This is a genomic window from Formosa sediminum, assembly GCF_007197735.1.
In the GTDB taxonomy this organism is placed as follows: domain Bacteria; phylum Bacteroidota; class Bacteroidia; order Flavobacteriales; family Flavobacteriaceae; genus Formosa; species Formosa sediminum.
Map to the genome: position 1 here is coordinate 3,601,276 of NZ_CP041637.1, position 21,921 is coordinate 3,623,196.

Annotated in this window: 20 protein-coding genes; 12 read left to right on the forward strand and 8 right to left on the reverse strand. The window is 31.7% G+C overall.

Going from position 1 to position 21,921, the window contains the following annotated elements:
- The first annotated feature begins 68 nt into the window (after window positions 1-68).
- Together FNB79_RS15800 and FNB79_RS15805 are read left to right on the forward strand one after the other, a co-directional pair.
- Window positions 69-1,829, forward strand: coding sequence for an ABC transporter ATP-binding protein (locus FNB79_RS15800; protein WP_143382279.1), 1,761 nt, complete (start codon window positions 69-71; stop codon window positions 1,827-1,829).
- 264 nt (window positions 1,830-2,093) lie between these two features.
- Window positions 2,094-2,480, forward strand: coding sequence for a PUR family DNA/RNA-binding protein (locus FNB79_RS15805; RefSeq protein WP_143382654.1), 387 nt, complete (start codon window positions 2,094-2,096; stop codon window positions 2,478-2,480).
- Between the two features lie 67 nt (window positions 2,481-2,547).
- Here the strand turns inward: FNB79_RS15805 and FNB79_RS15810 are convergent, their stop codons facing one another.
- Window positions 2,548-3,585 (reverse strand): lysophospholipid acyltransferase family protein, encoded by a 1,038-nt coding sequence (locus FNB79_RS15810; RefSeq protein WP_246073293.1) that lies wholly within the window; start codon window positions 3,583-3,585, stop codon window positions 2,548-2,550.
- Window positions 3,586-3,659: 74 nt separating this feature from the next.
- Complete coding sequence (locus FNB79_RS15815) at window positions 3,660-3,995, reverse strand: tRNA-binding protein (protein ID WP_143382280.1); 336 nt, start codon at window positions 3,993-3,995, stop codon at window positions 3,660-3,662.
- Between the two features lie 46 nt (window positions 3,996-4,041).
- On the opposite strand from FNB79_RS15815, the gene FNB79_RS15820 reads away from it, so the two are divergent.
- Window positions 4,042-4,602, forward strand: a complete 561-nt coding sequence (locus FNB79_RS15820; protein ID WP_143382281.1) for a thioredoxin family protein — start codon at window positions 4,042-4,044, stop codon at window positions 4,600-4,602.
- Here the strand turns inward: FNB79_RS15820 and FNB79_RS15825 are convergent.
- From FNB79_RS15825 to FNB79_RS15835, 3 genes are all read right to left on the reverse strand, one after another.
- Window positions 4,592-5,137 (reverse strand): YfiT family bacillithiol transferase, encoded by a 546-nt coding sequence (locus tag FNB79_RS15825; RefSeq protein WP_143382282.1) that lies wholly within the window; start codon window positions 5,135-5,137, stop codon window positions 4,592-4,594. The two genes, FNB79_RS15820 and FNB79_RS15825, sit on opposite strands and share 11 nt — an antisense overlap.
- 28 nt (window positions 5,138-5,165) lie before the next feature.
- Window positions 5,166-6,266, reverse strand: coding sequence for a porin (locus FNB79_RS15830; protein WP_221932584.1), 1,101 nt, complete (start codon window positions 6,264-6,266; stop codon window positions 5,166-5,168).
- 243 nt (window positions 6,267-6,509) lie between these two features.
- Window positions 6,510-7,445: a peptidylprolyl isomerase gene (locus FNB79_RS15835; protein ID WP_143382283.1), complete on the reverse strand. Its 936-nt coding sequence runs from the start codon at window positions 7,443-7,445 to the stop codon at window positions 6,510-6,512.
- 256 nt (window positions 7,446-7,701) lie between these two features.
- On the opposite strand from FNB79_RS15835, the gene pta reads away from it, so the two are divergent.
- Window positions 7,702-9,795 carry a phosphate acetyltransferase gene (gene pta, locus FNB79_RS15840; protein WP_143382284.1) on the forward strand — a complete coding sequence of 698 codons (2,094 nt, stop codon included), beginning with the start codon at window positions 7,702-7,704 and terminating at the stop codon, window positions 9,793-9,795.
- 40 nt (window positions 9,796-9,835) lie between these two features.
- Window positions 9,836-11,038, forward strand: coding sequence for an acetate/propionate family kinase (locus FNB79_RS15845; protein WP_143382285.1), 1,203 nt, complete (start codon window positions 9,836-9,838; stop codon window positions 11,036-11,038).
- A gap of 66 nt (window positions 11,039-11,104) precedes the next feature.
- On the opposite strand, the gene FNB79_RS15850 is transcribed toward FNB79_RS15845, so the two are convergent.
- Window positions 11,105-13,306 carry an ATP-dependent DNA helicase RecQ gene (locus FNB79_RS15850; RefSeq protein WP_143382286.1) on the reverse strand — a complete coding sequence of 734 codons (2,202 nt, stop codon included), beginning with the start codon at window positions 13,304-13,306 and terminating at the stop codon, window positions 11,105-11,107.
- A gap of 203 nt (window positions 13,307-13,509) precedes the next feature.
- Here FNB79_RS15850 and FNB79_RS15855 point away from each other — a divergent pair, with 203 nt between their 5' ends.
- From FNB79_RS15855 to lptB, 4 genes are all read left to right on the forward strand, one after another.
- A complete protein-coding gene (locus FNB79_RS15855) occupies window positions 13,510-14,478 on the forward strand; it encodes a KpsF/GutQ family sugar-phosphate isomerase (protein ID WP_143382287.1) in 969 nt (322 codons plus the stop codon).
- Window positions 14,478-15,314, forward strand: coding sequence for a twin-arginine translocase subunit TatC (tatC, locus tag FNB79_RS15860; protein WP_143382288.1), 837 nt, complete (start codon window positions 14,478-14,480; stop codon window positions 15,312-15,314). Before FNB79_RS15855 ends, tatC begins: the two co-directional genes overlap by 1 nt.
- Window positions 15,304-15,654, forward strand: a complete 351-nt coding sequence (locus tag FNB79_RS15865) for a carboxymuconolactone decarboxylase family protein (protein WP_143382289.1) — start codon at window positions 15,304-15,306, stop codon at window positions 15,652-15,654. Before tatC ends, FNB79_RS15865 begins: the two co-directional genes overlap by 11 nt.
- Before the next feature lie 85 nt (window positions 15,655-15,739).
- On the forward strand, window positions 15,740-16,480 hold the full coding sequence (gene lptB / locus FNB79_RS15870; RefSeq protein WP_143382290.1) for an LPS export ABC transporter ATP-binding protein: 741 nt from the start codon (window positions 15,740-15,742) through the stop codon (window positions 16,478-16,480).
- A gap of 47 nt (window positions 16,481-16,527) precedes the next feature.
- On the opposite strand, the gene FNB79_RS15875 is transcribed toward lptB, so the two are convergent.
- Window positions 16,528-17,391, reverse strand: a complete 864-nt coding sequence (locus FNB79_RS15875; protein ID WP_143382291.1) for a LysR family transcriptional regulator — start codon at window positions 17,389-17,391, stop codon at window positions 16,528-16,530.
- A 93-nt stretch (window positions 17,392-17,484) separates the two neighbouring features.
- Here FNB79_RS15875 and FNB79_RS15880 point away from each other — a divergent pair, with 93 nt between their 5' ends.
- Window positions 17,485-18,195 (forward strand): class I SAM-dependent methyltransferase, encoded by a 711-nt coding sequence (locus tag FNB79_RS15880; protein ID WP_246073294.1) that lies wholly within the window; start codon window positions 17,485-17,487, stop codon window positions 18,193-18,195.
- 28 nt (window positions 18,196-18,223) lie between these two features.
- On the opposite strand, the gene FNB79_RS15885 is transcribed toward FNB79_RS15880, so the two are convergent.
- A complete protein-coding gene (locus FNB79_RS15885; protein WP_143382657.1) occupies window positions 18,224-18,982 on the reverse strand; it encodes a CDP-alcohol phosphatidyltransferase family protein in 759 nt (252 codons plus the stop codon).
- Between the two features lie 218 nt (window positions 18,983-19,200).
- Between FNB79_RS15885 and FNB79_RS15890 the strand changes: the two genes are divergently transcribed.
- Window positions 19,201-20,274 carry a putative type IX sorting system protein PorV2 gene (locus FNB79_RS15890; RefSeq protein WP_394345099.1) on the forward strand — a complete coding sequence of 358 codons (1,074 nt, stop codon included), beginning with the start codon at window positions 19,201-19,203 and terminating at the stop codon, window positions 20,272-20,274.
- 43 nt (window positions 20,275-20,317) lie between these two features.
- The gene (lnt, locus tag FNB79_RS15895) at window positions 20,318-21,913 is read left to right on the forward strand and encodes an apolipoprotein N-acyltransferase (protein WP_143382292.1); all 1,596 of its coding nucleotides are present in this window, start codon (window positions 20,318-20,320) and stop codon (window positions 21,911-21,913) included.
- Window positions 21,914-21,921: the final 8 nt, after the last annotated feature.

Below are 21,921 nucleotides of genomic sequence, written 5' to 3' on the forward strand. Positions count from 1 at the left end.
TTACAATATTTTCAAACAAATAAAGGTTAAATTATGAATAATTTAAATTAAAAAATCTTAACCGGTTAATGAAATCCCTTACACACCTCAATAAATATTTCCTTAAATATAAATACCAATTACTTTTTGGAATAATTATAACCATTGTTGCTCGTATTTTCATGCTATTTACACCTCGATTTGTGCGAGAAATATTTAAAGTAGTAGAAGATTATCATAATGGTATTATAACAGACGTTAGCGTAGTACGTTCAGAACTTTTAGAAGATATCGCCTATATAATAGGTGCAGCTATAATTGCTGGTATTTTTACATTTTTAATGCGTCAGACTATAATTAATATGTCTAGACATATAGAGTTTGATTTAAAGAATGAAATCTACCAACAATACCAACGTTTATCGTTAAACTTTTACAAAAAAAATAGAACGGGAGATTTAATGAATCGTATTAGTGAAGATGTTAGTCGTGTGCGTATGTATGCTGGTCCAGCCATAATGTATACTATAAACACTATTACATTATTTATTATAGCGTTAATATATATGTATAGTGAAGCACCATCTCTTACACTTTATACGGTATTACCACTTCCTTTCTTATCGCTTGCCATCTACAGACTAAGTAAAGAAATACATAAACGCAGTACCATTGTACAAGTATATTTATCTAAACTATCAACCTTTACTCAAGAAAGTTTTAGCGGTATTTCAGTAATAAAAGCAAATGGTATTGAACCACAAACGTCTGAAAATTTTGAAACGCTTTCGCAAGGTAGCAAAGACAAACAACTCGCGTTAGTTCGTGTCCAAGCCTTCTTTTTTCCTATGATGGTGTTATTAATTGGTGCAAGTAACTTAATTGTAATTTATATAGGAGGAAGACAATATATAGATGGAGAAATTGAAAGTTTAGGAACCATTGCCGAATTTATTATATACGTAAATATGCTTACCTGGCCAGTGGCAACTGTTGGTTGGGTTACATCTATAATTCAGCAAGCTGAAGCATCTCAAAAACGTATTAACGAATTTTTAAACATAAAACCTGAAATTAGTAATACTACTGAAGCTCCTTCTAACATTAATGGGAATATAGAGTTTAACAACGTGTCATTTACCTACGATGACACTAATATACAAGCATTAAAAAATATTAGTTTTTCAATAAATAAAGGAGAAACATTAGCCATTATAGGTAAGACTGGCTCTGGAAAATCTACCATTTTAGATTTAATAGGCCGCTTATACGATTGTAATTCTGGAGAAATACGTATAGATAACACAAAAATAAGTCAACTTAATTTATACAGTTTAAGAGACAGCATAGGCTATGTTCCCCAAGAAGCATTTTTGTTTTCAGATACCATAAAGAATAATATTAAATTTGGAAAAGAAGATGCCACAGAACAAGATGTAATTGAAGCAGCTAAACTATCACAAGTACACGAAAACATTTCTAAATTTTCTAAAGGCTACAATACAGTATTAGGAGAACGCGGTATTACATTATCTGGAGGCCAAAAACAACGTGTTTCAATTGCACGAGCAATAATTAAAGACCCTAAAATTTTATTATTCGACGATTGTTTATCAGCTGTAGATACAGAAACAGAAGAAAAAATACTTAAAAACTTATACAACGTATCCTCTGGTAAAACAACCGTAATTGTAAGTCACAGAGTCTCTTCTGCAAAAAATGCAGATAAAATTATTGTTTTAGACGATGGCGAAATTATTCAGCAAGGTACACACGACTCATTAATTAACATAGAAGGTTATTACAAAACCTTATATTTAAAGCAACTTAGTGAAAAAGAAATATCATAATTTGTTGTTTAGTATTTCTTTTTTTTAGATTTTTGAAAGGAAATTTGCTTTATGTTTACAACTAAATTGAATTTCTGTTTTAATATTTTTTACGTTATTATAGCTTAAAATTCTTACGCTATATTAATAAAACATAATAATCATTTATTAAAAATCTTGTAACACACTCAAGATTAATAGTATTTGAAATTTAAGACAAACCAATTAAAAGCATTATTAGCAATTAAAATAAACATTTAAATCTTATAATAGTAAAATATGAGTATGGATACTAATGGCATGATGGAGAAAGAGGAAATTTTTTCTAAAGTATTAAGAGCAGGTAGACGAACGTATTTCTTTGATGTTAGAGCTACCAAAGCTGGTGATTATTATTTAACAATTACAGAAAGTAAAAAATTCACTAACGATGATGGATCATACCATTATAAAAAACATAAAATATATTTATACAAAGAAGATTTTTCTGAGTTTAGAGATATTTTAAATGAAATGACTGATTTTATTATTGAAGAAAAAGGAGATGAAGTTATTAGTGAGCGTCATCAAAAAGATTTCAAAAAAGAGTACGAAGATAGTGAGGAAGAGATTATTGGAGTAAACCATAATTCCGCCGAAAAATTTACAGATATTAGTTTTGATGATATTTAATCCTTAAAACATATTTAATATAAAGCCGTTACTGTGTAACGGCTTTTTTTATAACCATAAATAAGTATTAAATTTTAACTGCTAATAATGCCAAGAATACTATACCTAATATAATATTGAAGGCTAAAGACCAACTCAAGCTAAGTCCTAAAATTATAAAAACAATTAGCAACCATACTGGTACAAGTGTAACGCCTAAAGCAAATCTAAATGTACCTGTAAACTCTTGTTCTTCAATTTTTGGTTTAACAACAAAAGTCCACATAGCATAGACGGGACCTAACACAATTTTTAAAAGCATAGTTAATACTTTTTTAAAAGGTTTTAGAAGCGATGCAGATGTACTAAATCCTACTAATTTTTCTCCACTATTTAAATAATGATTTATAAGCTTTGGTTTTAAAAAATCTGCACCTTCCTGTTCTAAATTTTTAATTACAACATCGTAATTATCATCAATATGTGTGGTAAGTAATTGTATTTGATCTTGAATATCTTTTTTTAAGGCATTTACCGCATCTGCTTTTTTTAAATTAGAATACATTTTTGCAGAGATAGGTTTCCCTATATTTAAATACATACTATCTGCAAATGCTTTGGGATTTTCGTAGTTTACTCCAATAGGTAAAAGCTGCAAATCTAAATCGGGATAAGTCTCTAATGTTCCTAAAATAATACGTGTAAAACCTTTACTTAACGGACGAACTTTTCGGTTTATATTATGGCTGCCTTCGGGAAAAACCACGAGGGCTTCATTGATTTTTAATAAATCCTTACAAACTTCAAAAACCTCATTGTTATTTGTAATATTTTGCCATCCGTCTCTAACCCGATATACAGGAAGCATATTTAAACCTTTTAATAATTTAGCGACCAAAGGTTTTTTAAAAACTGCAGCACGCGTTAAATAATAACAAAACCGTCTAGATTGCGTTGCTATTAATAACGGATCTAACAATCCATTTTGATGATTAGACAATATTAAAACAGGCTTAGTTTTCGGTACAAATTGCAACCCATTTACATGTATTTTTTTATAATAAAAAAATAAACCTAAAGACATATACGCCTTTACTACATGTAACTTAATGTATTTAAAAATCATCTAAAATTTTGGATTAAACTACAAGAAATAAAGCTAAAAATATTCTTGAAATAAAAGCATAAAACTAAAATAAATTAAAGTACAGGTGTTCCATTTTTAACTTGATGCTCTGGATATAATAACATAACATCTTTGGCTTTCACTGCTCCAACAACTAAACACTCACTCATAAATTTAGCAATTTGCTTTTTCGGAAAATTTACAACTGCTACAATTTGTTTATGTAGCAAATCCTCTTTAGCATATAACGTTGTAATCTGAGCAGATGTTTTTTTAACACCTAGTACTCCAAAATCAATAATAAGTTGATAAGCTGGATTTCGAGCTTCAGGAAAATCATTAACTTCCATTATAGTTCCTATACGTAAATCGATAGCACTAAAATCTTCAAAATTTATGGTTGGTTTCATTTTTTAAAAATACGAATTATTACGAACTTTGATAAAAATATAAATAATGGCTAATACACCTTCTAACATGATGCCTCTTGGCACAACAGCTCCTAATTTTACTTTAAAAGATACAATTTCTGGTAAAACAATGGCTTTAGATCAATTAAAAGGAGATAAAGCAACAGTAATTTTCTTTATATGTAATCACTGTCCGTTTGTAATACATGTTAATAAGCAGTTGGTACAATTAGCTAAAGATTATAAGGCACTAGGTGTAAATTGTATTGCCATTTCTAGTAACGATATACTAAACTATCCGCAAGATGCTCCTGATAAAATGAAACAGGTAGCATTACAAGAAGGTTATATTTTCCCTTATTTATACGACGATACCCAAAGTGTTGCCCGTGCTTATGATGCTGCTTGTACACCAGATTTTTATGTTTTCGACAATAAATTATCACTTGAATATCGCGGACAATTAGACGATTCTAGACCAGGAAACAATGTTCCTGTAACAGGACAAGATATTAGACATGCATTAGATTGCATCCTTAATAATACCGAGAATTTAAATCTGCAAAAACCAAGTATTGGATGTAATATAAAGTGGTTTAAAGAGTAATCCAGCCTTTACGTTCTAGCGCTTTTACTATATGTGCATAATGGTGGCTGCTATGCCAAGCATAATTTCCTATATTTTCTTTAACTGTAATGGTGCGGTTACTCTCTGGATGAATAAAACTTTTATTTAAATCTTGCTCATTAAGCGATTTTAAAAGATAAACCATACGTTTATGTACAGCTTCAATATGCATTAAGGACATACTAACTGGAGCTTTTATAGCATCTTCTAAGTTAGACCATGCGTTTTGATCGTAAGCTTTAATAACGGGATTATCTTCTGTTAAACTCCATTTAAAACGCGTATAACTATGATGATGACTATCTGCTATATGGTGTACTAATTGTCTAATAGTCCATCCATTTGGTCTATATTCAGTATCTAATTGAAAATCTGTTAAAGGTTGCACAATACCATTTAAGCGTTTGGGAAATTTATCTAGAACACCTATCCAATTCTCAATATGTTTAGATGTTATAACGTCTGGACAAACAAAATGTCCTACAGGATATTTCTGAGATTCTAAATTTTCCATAATTAAATTGCTATTTATTAATTCTTTTCTAAAAATAATACATAAATCCGAAACTTATACGCATTGCATCACGACTTTTATCAATATCTATTTCTTCAGTGTTTGCTAAGCCATTAATATTTAAATCTTTTACACCGTAATCTAACTCTATACCTACAGTCATTCTATCATAAGCATCATACATAAAGTTTAAAATACCATAATAATGTTGATGTTTAAAATCGCCAGCCAATACTAAAGTTTCATCAAAATTTTCAGCATTTATAATTACCAATCTTTCAGAATCATGTAAACTAAATCGAGTAAACCCTAAAACGGCATTAGTGTGCAGTTTTTCTGTTATAAAATATTCGTAAGAAGCCCAACCGCCTATTGCTGGAGTGGGTTTTAAATTATTCTCGATAGCTGGATACCCATCATAGCCATTTCCTGCTACAGTAGTTAAATATGCCGAAATCCCTTTTCCTCCTACTAATTGAAATTGAATATTATTTTTTTCAGGTTTATAAATTCCACTAAAAGTCACACCGTAACCGGTAAAATTATCTATTTTTTGATCTAATTTATACCTGATATGTCGCCATATAGACGACATTCGTAAATGCCCCCATGTTTGTTTGTACTTTATTGCAAATGTAAGATCTGGAGTAAATTGATCTACCTCTTCTAACAGCGGCTGTAACTCTTGATAAGCAAAATCAGTATCTATGGGAGCTTCTATACTTGCTTCATAAATCCAAGCTGTGTTATTAAAAGTATTTATATATTTTACATGTGGTGTTCTTATCCAAATTCCAGAAGGTGGTCCTTCCCACTCCATTATATTTGGCCAAATATCTTGATCTCCAAAATTATTCCACATTTGTCCTATTTGCCAATGTGTAGTTTCAACATAAGCTTTACGTAATCGCATTTGTCCGTTACCTCCCCAAAAGTCAGATTCTACAACCGCATAAATAACTTTCCCATTTTTCTGAACATAGGTTGTACTTAATCGTAATTGAGTTTGGTTTAAATCGACATTTAAACTTTTTATATCATCTGTTTCAAACACATTAATAGCACCAACATTAAACGTTTCACTATCATTTAATCCACCATAAATATCTAAGTAGCCATTCACTTTCATATTTAACACCTAAACTGGTTTTAAACCTAGGAGATTTGCCAACAGAATCTTGAGAAGTAACTGTTAAAAAAGGATCTTGAGCATAGGTAAAAAAACTATGCATAAACATATTGTGGTTAGTACTAACTTCATTGATTATTAGTTTACTGTATTAAGTTACTCCTTTTTTTAAAAACTATTTAAATACAAGACATAAAAAAAGCTACCAAAAGGTAGCTTCTTAATTGTATGCTCATTAAATGATTATTTTACATCCATTAATTCTACATCGAAAATTAAAGTCGCATTTGGAGGAATAACTCCACCTGCACCACGAGAACCATATCCTAAATCGCTAGGAATAACTAAACGTGCTTTATCACCTACTTCTAATAATTGAATTCCTTCATCCCATCCTGAAATAACCTGACCAACACCAATTGGAAATTCGATAGGCTCTTTTCTTTTATATGAAGAATCAAAAACAGTTCCGTCTTCTAGCTGTCCTTTATAATGCACAGAAACAGTTTGTCCTTTAGTTGCTTTTTTACCGCTTTTTGAAGCTTGTAATACTTGGTAACGTAAACCACTCTTTGTTTTATTAAAACCAGCAGCAATTTTATCTAGTGCTGCATCTTGCGCAGCTCTAGCTTCAGCTAAACGTTTTTCACGAGACCCTTCAAAAGTTCTAAAAGCCTCTACAGCATTAAATGCCTGAGCTGCATCACCAACTCTAACTATTTCTAAACTTTCAATACTATCGCCTTGAGCTGTTGCATCTACCACGTCTTGGCCTTCTACGACATGTCCAAAAACGGTGTGTGCATTATCTAACCATGGCGTTTCTACGTGTGTGATAAAAAACTGACTTCCATTTGTTCCTGGTCCTGCATTTGCCATAGAAAGTATCCCTGGACGGTCATGCTTTAATTCTGGATGAAATTCATCGTCAAATTTATATCCAGCGTCACCAGTTCCTGTTCCTAGCGGGCAACCACCTTGAATCATAAAATCTGGAATCACACGGTGAAATTTTAAACCATCATAATATGGTGTTCCTTGTGGCTTAACCGAATTTTCTAAATTCCCTTCCGCCAAAGCAACAAAATTACCTACCGTACCTGGTGTTTTTTCAAATTCTAAGGCTACTAATATGGTACCTTTTGTTGTATTAAACTTTGCGTATAATCCGTCTTGCATTTGTTTCTATTTTAATGTCCCGCAAATATAGAAAAATGATTGGCTAATAAAAAACACCGGTGCATTATCATGGTGTTAAGAGCCAATGATGTATAATTTTTTAAACATGATAAAAATCAGTTCATATTTCGTAAAAAAATCTGTTCTTTGCACAGATTTTTATAACTTTTTCAATAAGAACAACTTTATGGTTTAGTTTTTGTTAAAATAAGGCTAAAAATCATTAATTTCGTAAAAAACAAAACAATTTTTAGTAATGAGCAAAGGACTTTACATAGCCACCTTAGAACCCGATAGTGGAAAATCGATCATTTCACTGGGTTTAATGCAAAATCTTTTAGGGAAAACTGCAAAAGTAGCCTATTTCAGGCCAATAATAGACAAAATTGATGCTAATAAACGAGACAACCATATAGACACTTTATTATCTCATTTTAATCTAGATATTCCATATACTGAGACATATGCTTTAACAAGAAATGAAATTGTACAAAACAGAAATGCAGGTAAAATTGGAGATTCTTTAGATCTTATTATTAAAAAATATAAGGCCTTAGAAGAAAAGTACGACTTTATTTTAGTTGAAGGTACAGATTTTCTTGGAGAAGGTACAGTATTCGAATTTGATTGGAATGTAAATATTGCTAAAAACTTAGGGCTACCCACAGTCATTGTAAGCACGTGTGTAGATAAAACGTTGGAGGAATTTACTAACAATGCAGAAATGGCTTATAAAACTTTTAAAAGTCATGATGTAGAAGTTATCGGGTTAGTTGCCAATAAAATTCAACCAGATAACATTCTTGTGCTTCAAAAAGCCGTGAGTGTATTTTTACCAGAAACGGTAGAGTTTTCTGCAATCCCAATGGTAAAATCTTTAGCCTCTCCTACTATGAAAGAGATTAAAGAAACATTAAATGGAAAAGTTCTTTTTGGCGAAGAACATTTAGGAAACTTATCTGGACGTTTTGCGGTAGGCGCTATGCAACTTCGTAATTTTATTACGCATTTGCACGAAGGTTCTGTAGTAATTACTCCTGGAGATCGTGCCGATTTAATATTAGGTTCGCTTCAGGCACATGCATCAAGTAATTACCCTAATATATCTGGTATTATTTTAACCGGAGGTATCCTTCCTGAACCCTCTATATTAAAATTAATAGATGGCTTATCTACCGTAGTTCCTGTTATTTCTGTAAATCACGGAACCTTTAACACCACTCGTAAAATTGGAAACATTAAGTCTAATATTTATGCAGAAAGCAAAACAAAGATTTTAACTTCTTTAGAAACGTTTCAAAAACACGTACGTGTAGAGAATTTATTAGAAAAGCTTACATCTTTTGAAAATAAAGTGACCACACCACGCATGTTTCAATACAAATTAATTCAGAAGGCGCGTAAAGAGAAAAAACGTATTGTACTTCCAGAAGCTTCAGACCCAAGAATTTTAACAGCTGCAGCACGTTTAGAAGTTTTAGATTTAGTAGATATTATTCTTTTAGGTAACCCAAAAGAAATTAAGGAAAAAGTAACTGAACTTGGTTTAAGTTTAGACTACACTAAAACTAAAATTATTTTCCCTTCAGATTACGAAAATTTTGAAGACTACGTAGAAACATTTTACGAATTGCGTAAACATAAAAATGTAAACATGGATATGGCTAGAGACATCATGAACGATGTGTCTTACTTTGGTACCATGATGATTTATAAAAATGATGCAGATGGTATGGTTTCTGGAGCAGTAAACACTACAGGACACACAATTTTACCAGCATTACAGTTTATTAAAACCAAACCAGAATGCTCTATCGTTTCGTCTGTATTTTTTATGTGCTTAGACGACCGAGTATCTGTATTTGGTGACTGTGCCATTAACCCTAATCCTAATGCAGCACAACTTGCAGAAATTGCAATTTCTTCAGCAAAAAGTTCTGCCGCATTTGGTATTGAACCACGCGTTGCCATGTTATCTTATTCTTCTGGATCTTCAGGAAAAGGAGAAGATGTAGATAAAGTAAGAGAAGCTACAGAAATTGTTAGAGCACAATGTCCAGATCTTAAAATTGAAGGCCCAATACAATACGACGCGGCAGTAGATTTAAAAGTAGGACAAAGTAAAATGCCTGGTTCAGAAGTTGCCGGACAAGCCACAGTACTTATTTTCCCTGACTTAAATACAGGTAACAATACATATAAAGCCGTACAAAGAGAAACTGGTGCCTTAGCAATTGGACCAATGTTGCAAGGGCTAAACAAACCCGTTAACGATTTAAGTCGTGGTTGTACTATAGACGACATTTTAAATACAGTGATCTTAACAGCCATCCAAGCTCAAGGTATTTAATCTTAAAAACTGAAAATAAACTAAAAACAAAAAAACAAACATGAAAATTCTTGTAATTAATTCTGGTAGTTCTTCTATCAAGTTTCAACTTATCGAGATGCCTTCAGAAACCGTAGTTGCTTCTGGACTGGTAGAGCGTATTGGCCTAGAAGATGGAGCTATACATTATAAACATTTAACAGACAAAGTATCCTTAACATTACCTATTCCTAATCATGCAACAGGTTTAGCTGAAGTAGCTAAATTATTGATGAATGAAAAAACAGGCGTTATTAAAGACGTTGCAGAAATAGATCTTGTGGGACACCGTGTGGTTCATGGTGGAAAAAAATTCTCTGATCCTGTTGAAGTTACTCAAGAAATTAAAGACAAAATCCGTGACTTATTTTTATTAGCTCCATTACACAATCCACCAAATTTAGATGGTATTGAAGTTGCAGAAAAAATATTTACAAAATCTAAACAAATAGCACTTTTCGACACAGCTTTTCATCAAACCTTACCAGCAGTTGCGTATAAATATGCTATTTCAAATAAATTTTTAACCGAAGACAACGTTCGTGTTTATGGGTTCCATGGGTTATCTCATAAATATGTTACAGACCGTGCGGTAGAAATTCTAGATAAACCAGATGCAAAATTAATTTCTATACATCTTGGTAATGGTTGTAGTATGACAGCTGTTAAGGACGGGCAAAGTTTAGATCATACTTTAGGTTTCGGACCTAACGATGGTTTAATTATGGGAACACGTAGTGGTGCTATAGATCAATCTGTTATCTTTTTCTTAATGGATAAGTATAACTATACTAAAGATGAAATAATTACTATTTTATCTAAAGAAAGTGGTATGTTAGGCTTAACAGGTTACAGCGATTTACGCGATATTGAAGCGCAAGCAGAACAAGGCAATAAAGATTGTATTTTGGCTTTAGAAATGAATGCTTACCGTGTTAAAAAATTTATTGGTGCTTACACAGCTGCGCTAAATGGTTTAGATGCTATTATATTTACAGCTGGTATTGGAGAAAACAGTGCTACAATAAGAAAAATGATTTGCGACCAAATGGATTATTTTGGCATTGATTTAGACGACACTTTAAATGCAGAACGTTTACCAAATGCTAGATTTATAAATACAGCAAATTCTAAAACTAAAATTTTAATAGTTCCTACTAACGAAGAACTTGAGATAGCTACAGAATGTTATTCTCTTTATAAAGAAAAGACAGTAACTGTATAATTATAAAAAAGCCTCGTTTAAATAAACGAGGCTTTTTTTATATTCTTTTAAATTAAAAAGTATCATTTAATTTGCGACTTCACTTATAAATTTAATTCGACATAAGCGTAATTCTTCATCGTCATAATCACCATCAAACTCTTCAATAGCAACATCTATTTTATCGGTTTCAGATTCCATAAAATAATCATGAATTTCTTCTTGTTGATCTTCATCTAAAATATCATCAATCCAATAAGAAATGTTCAATTTTGTTCCAGAAAAAACAATAGCTTCCATTTCTTTTATAAAATCTTTCATTTCCATCCCCTTTGCTGTTGCAATATCATCTAATGGTAGTTTTCTATCTATACTTTGAATTATATATAGTTTCAAAGAAGAATTTGTTCCTGTAGATTTAACAACCAAATCGTCTGGACGCATAATATCATGCTCTTCAACGTATTCTGCTATTAATTTCACAAAATCCTTACCATACTTTTTGGCTTTTCCCTCTCCGACACCATGCACATTAGAAAGCTCTGCAATAGTCATAGGATACTTGAGCGCCATATCTTCTAAAGATGGATCTTGAAAAATAACAAATGGAGGGACACCTAATTTTTTAGCATTGGTTTTACGTAAATCTTTTAACATACGCATTAGTGTGGCATCTGTAGTCGCAGCACCACCTTTTACTGCAGTAACTGTACCTTCTTCTGTTTCTTCACTAAATACGTGATCCTCTGTCATCATAAATGAACTAGGATTGTCAATAAAATCCATGCCAGACGGATTAAGCTTTAAAACACCATAGGTTTCAATATCCTTTTTTAAGTATCCAGCAACTAAAACCTGACGTAATAGTGCCATCCAATATTTACTTTCATGATGTTTCCCTGAACCAAAAAATGATTGCTCATCTGTTTTATGGGACTTAATTAAAGCATTTGTTTTTCCTACAATTACACTTACTAAATCTTTAGATTTATATTTTTCTTTTGTTTTACTCACTATATCTAGAAGTAAAACAACATCGTCTTTAGCTTCTTTTTGCTTTTTAGGATGACGCACATTATCATCCATATCTCCACCTTCTCCAGTTTCGTTATCAAATTCTTCACCAAAATAATGAAGAATAAATTTACGTCTGGAAATAGAGGTTTCGGCAAAAGCGACCACTTCTTGAAGTAGAGCATGACCAATTTCTTGTTCGGCTACAGGTTTTCCAGACATGAATTTTTCTAGTTTTTCAATATCTTTATATGCATAATAAGCTAGACAGTGGCCTTCGCCTCCATCACGACCTGCACGACCTGTTTCTTGGTAGTAACTCTCTATACTCTTAGGAATATCATGATGAATAACAAAACGCACATCGGGCTTATCGATCCCCATACCAAATGCAATAGTTGCCACAACAACATCTACATCTTCCATTAAAAACATGTCCTGATGTTTAACACGAGTTTTGGCATCTAACCCAGCGTGATATGGTAATGCTTTTATACCATTTACTTGTAAAACTTGTGCTAACTCTTCTACACGCTTTCTGCTCAAACAATATATTATACCAGATTTTCCTTCGTTTTGTTTTACAAATCGAATAATATCGCTATCTACCTGTTTAGTTTTTGGACGTACTTCGTAATATAAATTAGGTCTGTTAAATGATGCTTTAAATGTCTGAGCATCACTTATTCCTAAGTTTTTAAGAATATCTTCCTGTACCTTAGGTGTTGCTGTTGCCGTAAGACCAATAATAGGTATATTGTCTCCTATACGTTTAATAATATGTCTTAAATTTCTGTATTCTGGTCTAAAATCATGACCCCATTCACTAATACAATGGGCTTCATCTATAGCCATAAACGAAATTTTTACAGAACGCAAAAACTCAACATTTTCCTCTTTAGTTAAAGATTCCGGAGCAACATAAAGTAGTTTAGTTACGCTATCTGTAATATCTTGCTTTACACGTTTAACCTCCGTTTTATTTAAAGACGAGTTTAATACGTGTGCAATTCCTTCTTCATTAGAGATCCCACGAATGGCATCTACTTGATTTTTCATTAAGGCGATTAAAGGTGAAACAATAATCGCTGTGCCTTCTTGCATTAAAGCTGGAAGTTGGTAACATAAAGATTTACCGCCACCAGTAGGCATAATAACAAATGTATTCTGACCACTTAAAATACTTTTAACAACAGATTCTTGCAAGCCTTTAAAGGCATTAAATCCAAAATGTTTTTTAAGAGCAGAATGCAAGTCAATTTCAACTTTAGACATGTACTTTTTTTATATTAGTTTACATATTTATTACAGCGAAAAAAACCTAGGCTATTAGTTAATTCGTTGTATTTTGAGAACCTTCAATGTTTTTTTTCGTTAGTTTTGCAAAACAAATCTAAGCGATTTTTTTTTTAAAAAGCTCGTTTATTTTTAAAGGTAATAAAATCTTTAAAAGGATTAACTTAAAAAAACATTAAATTTTGAATAAACACCAAACCATCATAAACTCTGCCAATCAAGTCTTTGAGTTAGAAGGTCAAGCTATATTAAATTTAAAATCTTATATAAATGACAGTTTTGTAGCCGTTGTAGACCTTATTTATAAATCTAAAGGTCGTATAATAATTACGGGTATAGGTAAAAGCGCCATTATAGGAACCAAGATTGTTGCCACACTAAATTCTACCGGAACACCTGCCGTTTTTATGCATGCAGCCGAGGCTATACATGGAGATTTAGGGCTTATTTTAAAAGATGATATTGTAATTTGTATTTCTAAAAGTGGAAATACTCCAGAAATAAAAGTTTTAATTCCTTTAATAAAAAGTGCACAAAACACCTTAATAGCTATTACCGGAAATGAAGATTCTTTTTTAGGTCAACATTGTGATTATTTTTTAAACACTTATGTTGAAAAAGAAGCTTGCCCTCTAAATTTAGCACCTACAACAAGTACTACAGCTCAATTAGCAATGGGAGACGCACTTGCTGTTTGCCTATTAGAGATTCGTGGTTTTTCTAGCAGGGATTTTGCTAAATATCATCCTGGAGGCGCTTTAGGGAAAAAATTATATTTACGCGTTATAGATATATCTAGCCAGAATAATAAACCTCAAGTACAACCAGAAACCAATATTAAAGAGGTAATTATGGAAATATCTAAAAATATGCTTGGCGTAACAGCAGTAATAGAATCCAATAAAGTTGTGGGCATTATTACTGATGGTGATTTAAGACGTATGTTATCTAAAACAGATAATTTTATAAGCTTAACCGCTAAAGATATTATGGGTAAGTCTCCTAAAATTATTAACGAAAACGAAATGGCTATTAAAGCTTTAGAACTTATGGAAACTAACGACATCTCTCAATTACTTGTTTCAGATAATGATGGTGACTATGCGGGTGTTGTTCACATTCACGATTTAATAAAAGAAGGCATTATATAATGGCAAAGAAAAAAAATGTTAACGAGATGTCTTTTTTAGATCATCTTGAAGATTTAAGATGGCATTTAATTCGTGCAACACTAGCAGTTATGATTGCTGCTGTTTTGGCGTTTTTAGCAAAAGGGTTTATTTTTGATACTCTTATTTTTGGACCTACCCAACCTACTTTTTTTACTTATGATATTTTATGTAAAATCTCTAATGCTTTAGGATTAGATGATAGTTTCTGTTTTAATGAAGCTGCTTTTGAAATACAAAGTAGAACTATGGCTGGGCAGTTTTCTGCACATATTTGGACGGCTATAACAGCTGGATTTATTATATCCTTTCCTTATATTCTGTATGAATTATGGAGATTTATAAGTCCTGGAATGCACCCTAATGAACGTAAAAATTCTAGAGGTTTTATAATAATTTCATCTATTCTTTTCTTTTTAGGAGTACTATTTGGCTATTATGTAATTTGTCCGTTATCTATTAACTTTCTTGGGACATATCAGGTAAGTAGTAAAGTACATAACGATTTTGATTTAAGTAGTTATATTAGTTTAATACGGTCTTCTGTTATTGCCTGTGGTATAATATTCGAGCTTCCTATAATTATTTATTTCTTAGCTAAAGTGGGCATTATAACTCCAGAATTCTTAAAAAAATACAGAAAATTTGCTCTTGTGATTGTTTTAATTGTTTCAGCAATAATTACACCACCAGATATTGCAAGTCAAGTTATAGTTGCTATTCCTGTGTTAATTCTATATGAAGTAAGTATTGTTATCGCTAAATTTGTAACCCGAAAAGAACGATCTAAATCTAAAGCAATAAAAAATGTCAGATAATATAACCGAATTTAACGACTACAGAGCCAAAATGAATGATCGCATTTTGAGCGATGATAACAAAATTATAAAACGTATTTTTAATTTAGACACCAATGCGTATCAAGCTGGAGCTCTAGATGTTAAAACTAAAGAATTACTAGGTCTTGTAGCATCTACGGTTTTACGTTGTGATGATTGTGTGAAGTATCATTTAGAGACAGCATACAAATCAGGTTTAACACGTGCAGAAGTTGTAGAAGCGTTAAGTATTGCTACACTTGTGGGAGGTACTATTGTAATTCCGCATTTACGTCGTGCCTATGAGTTTTGGGACGAGCTAGAAGCTCAAGACGCATAAATATTACCAATGCTATAAAATTAGAAGTGCTAATTTCATTACTTTAGCACTTCACTTTTTTTAATCAGATAAAAAACGCCCAAACGTGAAATTAAAAGCAGAACATTTAATGAAGTCCTATAACGGACGAAAAGTTGTAAAAGATGTCTCTTTAGAGGTTAATCAAGGTGAAATTGTAGGATTACTTGGCCCTAACGGTGCAGGAAAAACCACATCTTTTTATATGATTGTTGGCTTAGTTAAACCTAACGGCGGAACCATTTATTTAGAAGATAAAGAAATAACCAAGTATCCCATGTATAAACGTGCACAAAACGGAATTGGGTATTTGGCACAAGAAGCATCTGTTTTTAGAAAACTAAGTATTGAAGACAATATTTTAAGTGTATTACAACTTACCAAATTAAGTAAGAAAGAGCAACTCATGAAAATGGAATCGCTTATTGAAGAATTTAGTTTAGGGCATATTCGTAAAAACCGAGGCGATTTATTATCTGGAGGAGAACGCAGACGTACAGAAATTGCACGTGCACTTGCTACCGACCCTAATTTTATTCTATTAGACGAACCTTTTGCTGGAGTAGACCCCGTGGCTGTAGAAGACATTCAGCGTATTGTAGCACAATTAACTAAAAAAAATATTGGTATATTAATTACAGACCACAACGTACAAGAAACATTAGCGATTACAGATAGAACATACCTAATGTTTGAAGGTGGTATCTTAAAAGCTGGTAAACCTGAAGAACTTGCAGAAGACGAAATGGTGCGTAAAGTATATCTAGGTCAGAATTTTGAGCTACGTAGAAAGAAATTAGATTTTTAAATCGTTCATCTTTATTTATATACGACTTCTATTCAACACAATAAATATCATTCTAAAAGAAAAGAAACTGCAGACTCAGTAATCTTAGAATCCTTTTGTCTAGGCTTAGCAAGCAAAACATTGGTAGTAAAATTACAATCTAAATCTACAAAAGAGAGTTCTGGATAGTTATGACTCTTTTTTAAACTTCTAGGTATAATAGAAACCCCTAAACCATTTCTCACTAATTGAATGATAGAGTTTATATTATTAGATTCGTGAACAATGTTTGGCACAAATCCATATTTAGCACATATTTCTAATAATGCATTATAATAACTAGGAGCATAATCTTTGTTAAAAAAGACAAAGACTTCATTTTTAAACTCACTTAAATCACCGGATTTATTTATTTTATTAGCGTTAAAAATCAACACATAAGAATCTTTAAACCAAAGTTTCGAATCTATTTTTGTAGATACTAAAGGTGCTCTTACAATTCCTAAATCTAGTTTATTTTGCTCTAATGCTAAAATTTGCTTCACTGTTGAAACTTCATATAATTTTATATTGAGATAGGGATATTTCTGTGTTAAAAACTGAACAAGATTTGTAATAGTTTCTGGACATATAGAACTAATATACCCAATCTTATACACGCCATTTACATGCTCTGAAATCTTTTTAGTTTCTAAGACTATAGCTTCTAAATCTTGTAAATGCTTTGTTAGTTCTTGATTAAAATATGCTCCTGCAGCTGTTAACATCACTTTTTTATTACTCCTATCGAATAGCTCTACACCAATCTCATTTTCAAGCTCCTTAATCTGTCTACTCAATGGCGGTTGTGAAATACAAAGTACTTCAGATGCTTTTGTAAAATTTAATTCTTTAGCAACCGCTAAGAAATAGCGTAAATGTCTCAATTCCATATAATACTTTTTAAGTATAAATAAATGACAAAATAAGTCTTTTTAAGTATTATTTATAACAATTACTTTTGAAAAAACTTATATAATCAATTTATGATGAAAAAATCTACCGTAGAAGAAATTAAATTACGTTTTGACCATGATGTAGAACGGTTTTCAAATTTATATACTGGTCAAATTGCAACAATCGATGCACAAATAGCTCTAGAACTTATTACTGAAGCTTCTAAAAGAACAAATCCTAATGCTAAAAACGTATTAGATATTGGTTGTGGCGCTGGAAACTATACCTTAAAACTATTGTCTAAAATGTCTGGTGTAAATTGCACACTTGTAGATTTGAGTAAACCCATGCTAGACAGAGCAAAAGAAAGAGTTTCTGCTAAAACAAACACTATTGTAAACACAATACAAGGAGATATTAGAACCGTTAATTTAAAAGAAAATCATTTTGATATTATATTAGCTGGAGCAGTATTACATCATTTAAGAGATGATAAGGATTGGGAAAAAACTTTCGAAAAACTGTATCGTTTACTTAAACCTGGTGGTTGTTTAATGATTTCAGATTTAATTACACAAGAAATAGAGGCTTTAAACCAATACACTTGGGAATGTTACGGAACCTATTTAGAGAGTGTTAATGGCAAAGCATATAAACAAAAGGTCTTAGATTATATAGAAAAAGAAGATTCGCCTAGATCCATGACCTATCAATTAGAATTGATGAAAAAAATAGGATTTAGACAAACAGAAATACTACATAAAAATATGTGCTTTGGTGCTTTTGGAGGCATCAAATAACACATAATATCTCTGTTGTATTACAATATTAATAGCTGCCTTTTATCACAATATCTAACATAGACATAGCGACATAAACCAAAATAATTAATGGTATAGCTGCAAATTGCAATAAAATTAACAATAACACACTTATTATTAAAAATACATAACGAATGGCATTAGGCTTAAATCCCCAGGTTTTAAATTTTAAAGCAAATAAAACTATAGGTGCATTTAATAAAAAAGTACTTGTAATAGTTAATGCTATAAGCACACCTTGATTCATTATAATTGCATTCATCATCTCGTTATGCTGCAATTCAAGAATTAATGGTAATGATATTATTAAAAGAGTATTTGCTGGTGTTGGTAAACCTTTAAAATAATCTTGTTGTTCTTCATCTAAATTAAATTTAGCAAGTCGATATGCCGAAGATAATGTGATAAAAAAACCTATAATAGGTAAGAAAGAAGGCAATATATCTTCTCCACTAAAAAAGGCATTCCAAGAACCTTCATCTATAGCTAACTCTGGTCTATCTATACTTAAACCTAATAATTTAAACATAACTATCCCCGGAACTACACCACTAGTAACCATATCGGCAAGCGAATCTAATTGCAAACCAAGCTCTGAAGACACACCAAGTTTACGTGCTGCAAATCCGTCAAAAAAATCAAAAAACACACCACCAAAAACAAAGGCTGCAGCGGCTATAAAATGATTGTGAGCTGCAAAAACAACTGCAATACATCCACAAAATAAATTTAATAAAGTCAGCGCATTAGGCACATAATTCTTGATTGACATAGGGTATTTAATTTGTGTAAAAATACTAAAGAAATACGGTCTAAAACAAAACCATTTATATAAATTAACACAATAAGAAACCCTTTTTTAAGTTAATTACTACATTGGCTCGTATAAAAAACTATTATTACAAGGCTAGATACGCAGTATAATGGTAAAAAATAAAGTTTTTAACCAATTAAATTATCTGCATATTTGTAAAAAAATTAACATTGAAATTACTATTCACCACAATTTTCGTTTTACTTACAGTTACGGCCAATAGCCAAACTGCTAGAAAATACTCTAACGAATTTATGAATATTGGTGTAGATGCAGCTGCACTGGGAATGAGTAATTCCGTAACTTCTCAAACTTCCGATGTTAATTCAGGTTATTGGAATCCAGCAGGTTTAATCCATCTAGAAGATAATCAGCTTGCATTAATGCATTCAAGCTATTTTGCCAATATAGCCAGTTATGATTACGCTGCTTATGCAATGCCTATAGATAACCAAAGTGCTATGGGAATTTCATTAATTCGATTTGGGGTGGATGATATTCTAGATACAACACAACTTATAGATGATGAAGGGAATATTAACTACGACCGGATCCAGCTATTTTCTACAGCAGATTACGGTGTTACCTTTTCTTATTCTAGAAAACCAACATTTGCTGAAGGGTTAAGTTTTGGTGTTAATGCTAAAGTTATTAGACGTATTATAGGTGAATTTGCAAATTCTTGGGGATTTGGTATAGATGTTGGAATTCAATACCAAACCGCTTCTTGGAATTTTGGAATTATGGCTCGAGATATAACCACAACGTATAATGCTTGGCAAATAAACGAAGATAAATATCAGACAATTCAAGATGCTATTGATGGTCAGAATCAAGAGTTGCCTGAAACTACAGAAATTACGATTCCAAAATTACAATTAGGAATTTCAAAATTATTCGAGTTTCATTACGATTATAGTTTAGAAACAGCCATAGATTTACAAATGCGTTTTGAAGAAAATAATGATATTATATCGTCCAGTACCATTAGTATAAATCCATCTTTCGGACTCGAATTTGGGTATTTAGACATGGTATATTTACGTGGTGGTATGGGAAATTTTCAAAACGAGCTCCAATTAGATAATACAGAAAAGCTTAGTTTTCAACCTAGTTTTGGTGTTGGTTTTAAATATAGAGGTATTCAAGTAGATTATGCTTTTACAGATATAGGCGACCAAAGTGTAGCTTTATATTCTAATGTGTTTTCTTTAAAATTGGATTTTAGTATCTTTAGACACTAATCTAAAGGATGAATTTATCCTTATAACTTTTAGTTTTTACTCTGTGAAACACTTCTTATTAGCCCTTGCAACAGGATTATTATTAGCTCTTGGCTGGCCAACAAACGGTTTTCCTGTACTTTTATTTGTAGCTTTTATACCATTATTATATGTAGTACATGACATTAAAGTACACGACACCTTAAAATATAAAGGCTGGCGAGTATTTGGGCTTTCTTATTTAGCATTCTTTATTTGGAATTATATTACAACTAACTGGCTACAATATGCTGATATTTTTGGTGCTTGCTTCGCCATTTTAGTTAATAGCTTATTAATGGCTTTTTTAATATTAATCTATCAAGCCGTTTCTAAACGGACAACAATTAATAAATCTCTTTGCTTCTTAATAACACTTTGGATTTGTTTTGAAAAACTCCACTTAAATTGGGAGTTTTCTTGGCCTTGGTTAAACTTAGGTAATGCTTTTTCTGAATATCCAAAATGGATTCAATGGTATGAATATACTGGTGCATTTGGTGGCACACTTTGGGTGTGGTTAGTAAATGTTATACTATTTAAAGCCCTGTTATTATTCTTTAAATTTTCAGATAAAAACATTCTTAAACGCGCCGCATTACAAACTACAGCATTAATCTGTATCCCTATAGCAATATCTATATTCCGCTATTATACTTATACTCCAGAAACGCATACTATTGAAGCCGTTGTATTGCAACCAAACATAGATCCTTATAGCGAAAAATACAATGCAACAAACAAACAGGTTGGAAATTTATTACAACATTTAGCCAAAGAAAGTATAAGTGAAAAAACTAATCTTTTAGTCACTCCTGAAACTGTTTTGGCAGAAAATTACGGTGTAGATTTACCAAGTTTTAATAGCAGTCCAGAATTTTTTCAAGCTAAAGCGTTTGTTTATAATTATCCGAATTTAAATTATTTACTCGGATTACAATTTTACGAGAAGCATACCAATAAGGCAAATATACTCCCAACTTCAAATCAATACAACGATCACTTATGGGTCGATTATTTTAACTCTGCTGCATTAATAAATTCTGACAAAACAGCTTTAATTTACCATAAATCAAAATTAGTGGTTGGTGTAGAAAACTTTCCTTATCAAAGTGTTTTAAAACCTTTAATAGGAGATGCCATGTTAGATCTTGGTGGTACGGTTGCTATGAAAACAACTCAAAAAGAGCGTTCTGCATTTACTTTAAAAAATACAAATTACAAAGTAGCACCTGTAATTTGTTACGAATCTGTTTATGGCGAATTTGTAACTGGTTATGTTAGAAATGGCGCTAATGTATTAGCTATAATGACTAATGATGCCTGGTGGGGAAATACACAAGGCCATAAGCAACATTTAAGCTACGCTAGAATTCGTGCTATTGAAACCCGGCGTTCTATCGCAAGGAGTGCTAATACGGGAATTTCTGCATTTATTAATCCTAAAGGAGAGTTTATAAAAACCTTAGCTTACAATACACAAGGCAGTCTAAAAGCGAGTATTCCTGTAAATACAAATATTACTTTTTATGTTAAAGCAGGCGACTATATTGCCAGAATAAGTATGTTTTTAGCACTAGGATTATTCCTAATTACATTTTTTAGAAAAAAACGTTACTAATTTTAATG